Raw genomic sequence first — 5,098 nt, 5'->3', positions numbered from 1 at the left:
GGGGTTAAGGTAGCGTTGCTGTCACCAGGTATCAAGTAGCCTTTTTTTCTTTTGCTGGACAATATTCTTATAAAGCAGGGTCAGGTCAATTGACCTGACCCTGGGTGGACCTTATCACAGCAAAACAAACGGAGAGATTGTTCCTCTCCCAGTCGTTCGTTGTGAACCAGCAAAGCTGCAACCAGAATTCATGTCACGTTTTTTCGGTGTGTAGGACACCAACTCTGCCCTGACCCTTTAAGGCACGGGGGGTTAAAAAGTCTCACTGTTACCAGGGATAAGGTGGTTTTTTTTCTCCTCTGGGACAGTTTTGACTTTCTCGATTTGCCCCTGAATCAAAGCATTCAAATTGCCCAGGCAGCAAGACCCCTGTGGGTTGTTGACTTCACACCCGCACCGCCCGGCTTGAATGTGCCCTTTGACCTCACCCACGACCTTTTCCCCTTCTGCAAGCACCTCCCCTCTGGAAAAACCGAAACAGTAACAGGCAGGAGGATTTCCCACCGACTTCTTTTGCAGCACTGGAACTTTGATCTGACTCTCCAGGTACACGGTGTCCTCACCGTAATACACCACTGGACAGTGGCTTTCCCTGCAAAAGTAATGCTGCAGATGTGGATTCAGGACTTTCAAAACCCCCGGAACCAGCAGGCTTTTGAGGGTGATGGTTTTGACCTTCTTACCGGGTACTTTGCACTGCGGACAGGTCACCTGAGTGACTTGAGAAGGGTGTTCTGGGCTCGGTGTCATGTCTCGACCCTACACCCTCCCGTAAGCAGGAAGGTCAAGAGCCCTGAGCGATGATAACGCACTGTGGGCTCAAACATTCAGTCTCCAAATCTTGTGCCCACTCCAGGCATTGGACCAGACGACTTTCCAGTGCCCTGAGCTCCAGAATGTTTTGCTGAACGTTCTCGAGGGTGTGTTGCAACCCGGACTGCACCACCTGGCAGACCGGCATTCCCGTCCGTCCAAGGGTGAAGATGGTCAGGATCTCCTGTAGGGTGAGCCCCAGACGTTGGGCTTTGCGGATGAACCGCACCTCTTCCACGGCCTCGATAAGGTATTCCCGGTAACCGTTGGGTCGGTGGGTATGACTCAACAATCCAAAGTCGCTCCAGTACCTGAGGGTCTTGATATTTTCTCCGGTTTGAGTGGCCAGTTGACCAATGGGATAAGCCATGCTTTCAGTGTAAAACCAACACTTCTTTTCTGTTGCATCACCCTGCACAGTTGGTTCGCCCAGAAGTCTTCACATCTCAGGCTTTATTTTCTTGCAAAGCCCGCAAATAACTTTCGGTCATCCCCCTCAAGCTGGTCTGGGCATAGATCTGGGTGGTCGCAATCCGTTTGTGCCTCAGGAACTTTTGTACCTGTTCCAGAGGCATCCCTCTGTCCAGCAACAAGGTGGCCACACTGGCCCTCAGGCGGTGCGGTGTCACCTGTTTTTCAATCCCAGCCTTCAGTGCCGCCGATTTTACCATCTTCTGGATGAACCTTGCAGAATACCGGTCAGAGCGGTTGCTTTCAAACAGGTACCCCACTTTGCGGCTTCCCAGATGGGTTCTCAGTTCCTGGGCTAGCGTTGGCAGTATCGGCACATACCCATCACTTCCCCCTTTGGCATGCCGGATGAACACCTGTGGGGGCTCCAGGTCAAAATGCACATCAGTGACCTCAATCTGCACAAACTCACTGACCCTTGTTCCCGTGTAGAACAGGGTTTTGACCATCAGGCCCTGCCTACTGGACTGCTGGTAAGCGGCTCCGATCAGGCGTTCAATTTCTAGCGTATCCAGACGGTCCACCGTTCTTCGGCGTTCTGATGGGGGTTTCAGCCCCATGGTTTTACGGACCTGCTCCACCACATGCTTGCTCTGGTCGTAACTGAGGTGGTGTTTTTTCCACAGTTTCAGGGTGTCCTGAATCACCTCTCCCAGTGAAGCCGAGCTAGAGTTCGCACTTTCATTTTGACCTCGTACTTTGACCTGTTTTGGAGTGGCTTTCTGGGGAGGCATGGGGTCATTTTAAGGCCAAAAGGTCGCAGTATGCTGAAAGTACGAACTTTTTCACTTCTGAGAGGTGCCCATGAAACAGGACTGGACGCAAGATGAACTCTTCCTCCACTGGACCCTTTCCCCCAGTGAACTGGAACTGCTGGGCAACAAGACCCTCACCACCCGCCTGAGTTTCGCCGTTCTGCTGAAAAGCTTCCAGTACCTCGGGTATTTCCCCAAAGATCCTACCCTGATCCCAGACCCTGTGGTGCACCACCTGGCCCAGCAAGCCAAAGTCATTCCACACGTTTTCGCTCAAGTCGACTGGCAGGATGCCGCTGCCAAAAAGCATCGCCAGCAAATCCGCACCGTGCTGGGTTTCCGGGAATGTCGCACCGAAGACCTCTCCGACCTTGCCACGTATTTGTTGGAACGCCTGCAACTGCTGGACAGCCAGAATGAATCCCTCAGGGAAGAAGCCTACCGGACCCTGCGCCTCTGGAAGGTCGAACCGCCCACTCCAGACCGCATGGACCGCACCCTCAGATCCGTCCGAAAACAATATGAACAGAGTCTGTATCAACAGATCTCGGCGCAACTTTCCTCAGATACCCGTGCTGCCCTGGACACCTTGATTGTGGTGGACTCCAACGATGAGACCGCACAGAATGCCCTGTTTCCGGTGCGGACGGAACTGGCCAACCTCAAAGATGATGCAGGTCCAGTGGGCTTGAAGACCGTGCAGGAAGAAATTGAGAAGCTTAAGCAGCTCAAGGAGCTGAAACTCCCTGTAGACCTTTTCCAGTCCACCTCCCACAAATGGGTGACCCACCTGCGCAGACGGGCTGCCAATGAAACCCCCAGAGACTTGCGACGACACCCTCCCGAAATCCGCTACACCTTGCTGGCTGCCCTGTGCTGGCAACGCAGCCAGGAGATCACCGACAGCCTTGTGGAGTTGCTGATTCACATTGCCAAACGGATTGAAGTCAAAGCCGAGGAGAAAGTCGACACCCAGGTAGTGCAGCACCTGAAAAAAGTGCTGGGAAAGACCAAAATCCTCTACAAGCTAGCAAAGGCCATCCATGGGGACAAAGATGGGCAAATCCGGGAGGTGATTTTCCCGGTGGTCAGTGAACAGACCATCGATGATCTGGCGAAAGAATCAGAGATCACGGAGACCTATGACCGACAGGTGAAACTGGTCACTCGCAAGTCCTACAGCCACCACTATCGGAAAGTGATTCCCCTGCTGCTGGAGGTGTTAGATCTGCGTTGCAACAACGACCAGCACCGACCCGTCATGGATGCCTTGGAACTGGTGGCCCGGTACCGTGACAAATCTAACCCAGTGTTTCCAGCCAAAGAGTATGTCCCGCTGAACGGCGTGATCAAAGATGAGTGGCAGGACTACGTCCTGGACGATAAGCAAAGAAACCGGGTGAATCGCATCACCTATGAAGTCTGCCTGCTGGGCACCTTGCGCGAAAAAGTCAGATGCAAAGAAATCTGGGTCGAGGGGGCCAGGAGGTTCCGCAATCCAGACGATGACCTGCCCAAGGACTTTGAGGCCAGGCGGGACGAGCACTACCAGCGTCTCAACCAGCCCAGGGATGCACAGGTGTTCACGGCCAGGCTCAGGGCACGCATGGAGCAGGCTCTGGAACAATTCAATCAGGATGTGCCCCACAACCCCATGGTGAAAATTCTGGTGTCCAGGAAAGGTAAAGGGCGGATCTCTGTGAAGCCCGTTGATGCACAGCCAGAACCAAAGAATATCGTGTATTTGACGGCAGAAATGGTGAAACGCTGGCCGATGACCAACCTGCTGGACATCCTCAAGGAAACCGAATTCAGAGAGCAAATCACTTCGGTCTTCACCACGGTGGGCAACCGAGAAATCCTGCCCAGAGACGTGCTGCAAAGGAGAATCCTGCTCTGCTTGCACGGTCTGGGAACCAATGCAGGACTGAAGCGCATGTGTAGTGGAGGCACGGAGGACAGCTATGCCGATCTGCTTTACGTGCGTCAGAAATTCATCCACAAGGAACACTTGAGGGCCGCCATCGCAAAGGTGTGCAATGCGATTTTCCGGGTGCGTGACGAGCACCTGTGGGGTGAGGGCACATCGTCCTGTGCTTCTGACAGCAAAAAGTTTGGAGCCTGGGACCAAAACCTGATGACAGAGTGGCATGCCCGGTATGGGGGTCCTGGGGTGATGGTGTATTGGCATGTGGAGCGCAAATCAGTCTGCATTTATTCGCAGTTGAAGAACTGCTCTTCCTCGGAGGTGGCGTCCATGCTGGAGGGCATTCTGCGGCATGAGACGGACATGCCCCTGGAGAAGAACTATGTGGACACCCACGGCCAGAGTGAGGTGGGTTTTGCCTTCTGCCACCTGCTGGGCTTCCAGCTGTTGCCACGTTTGAAGAACATCCGGCAGCAGAAGTTATACCGTCCCAATCGAGGCGAGCCGGAACGCTTCTCTAACTTGCAGCCCATTCTGTCGAGGCCGATCCAGTGGGAGATCATTGAGCAGCAGTACGATGAAATGATCAAATTTGCCACGGCCCTGAAACTGGGGACTTCGGATGCCGAATCGATTCTACGTCGGTTCACCCGTGCCAACCTGCAACACCCCACCTACAAGGCATTGGCAGAGCTAGGGAAGGCAGTGAAAACCATCTTTCTATGCGATTACCTGCGTCTGGAAGCCCTTCGACGGGAGATCCACGAAGGGCTAAACGTGGTGGAGAACTGGAACAACGCCAACGACTTCATCGTTTACGGCAAGGGTGGGGAGTTTGCCAGCAATCGTCTGGAAGATCAGGAGACGCTGATGCTGTGCTTGCATTTGCTGCAGGTGAGTATGGTGTATGTGAACACGTTAATGCTGCAGCAGATTTTGGCGTCGCCGGAGTGGCAACACCGGCTAACCGATGTGGATTTGCGGGCGTTGAGCCCATTGAAGTGGCAACACATCAATCCGTATGGGACATTCACCTTGAATATGGCAGAAAGAATCCCGTTGGAAGGATAGCGTCCTGGGGGACAAAAAAAGCCTACTTTATCCCTGGTGACAGCTACGCTACTTTAACCCC

At 53.6% G+C, this 5,098-nt stretch carries 4 protein-coding genes; 1 reads left to right on the top strand and 3 read right to left on the bottom strand.

Annotation, left to right across the window (positions count from 1 at the left end):
• Positions 1 to 252: 252 nt before the first annotated feature.
• From DC3_RS30225 to DC3_RS28545, 3 genes are all read right to left on the bottom strand, one after another.
• Entirely contained in the window at positions 253 to 750 is a 498-nt protein-coding gene (locus tag DC3_RS30225; protein ID WP_186816337.1) for a putative iron-sulfur cluster-binding metallochaperone, read from the bottom strand.
• Positions 751 to 784: 34 nt separating this feature from the next.
• Positions 785 to 1,183, bottom strand: coding sequence for a MerR family transcriptional regulator (locus DC3_RS28550; protein ID WP_146892160.1), 399 nt, complete (start codon positions 1,181 to 1,183; stop codon positions 785 to 787).
• A gap of 76 nt (positions 1,184 to 1,259) precedes the next feature.
• Positions 1,260 to 2,018 (bottom strand): tyrosine-type recombinase/integrase, encoded by a 759-nt coding sequence (locus DC3_RS28545; RefSeq protein WP_146892157.1) that lies wholly within the window; start codon positions 2,016 to 2,018, stop codon positions 1,260 to 1,262.
• A gap of 70 nt (positions 2,019 to 2,088) precedes the next feature.
• On the opposite strand from DC3_RS28545, the gene DC3_RS28540 reads away from it, so the two are divergent.
• Positions 2,089 to 5,037, top strand: coding sequence for a Tn3 family transposase (locus tag DC3_RS28540; protein ID WP_146892154.1), 2,949 nt, complete (start codon positions 2,089 to 2,091; stop codon positions 5,035 to 5,037).
• The last annotated feature ends 61 nt before the right edge of the window (positions 5,038 to 5,098 follow it).

The organism is Deinococcus cellulosilyticus NBRC 106333 = KACC 11606 (assembly GCF_007990775.1).
GTDB lineage: Bacteria > Deinococcota > Deinococci > Deinococcales > Deinococcaceae > Deinococcus_C > Deinococcus_C cellulosilyticus.
This window is presented reverse-complemented; position numbering and strand designations above follow the sequence as displayed.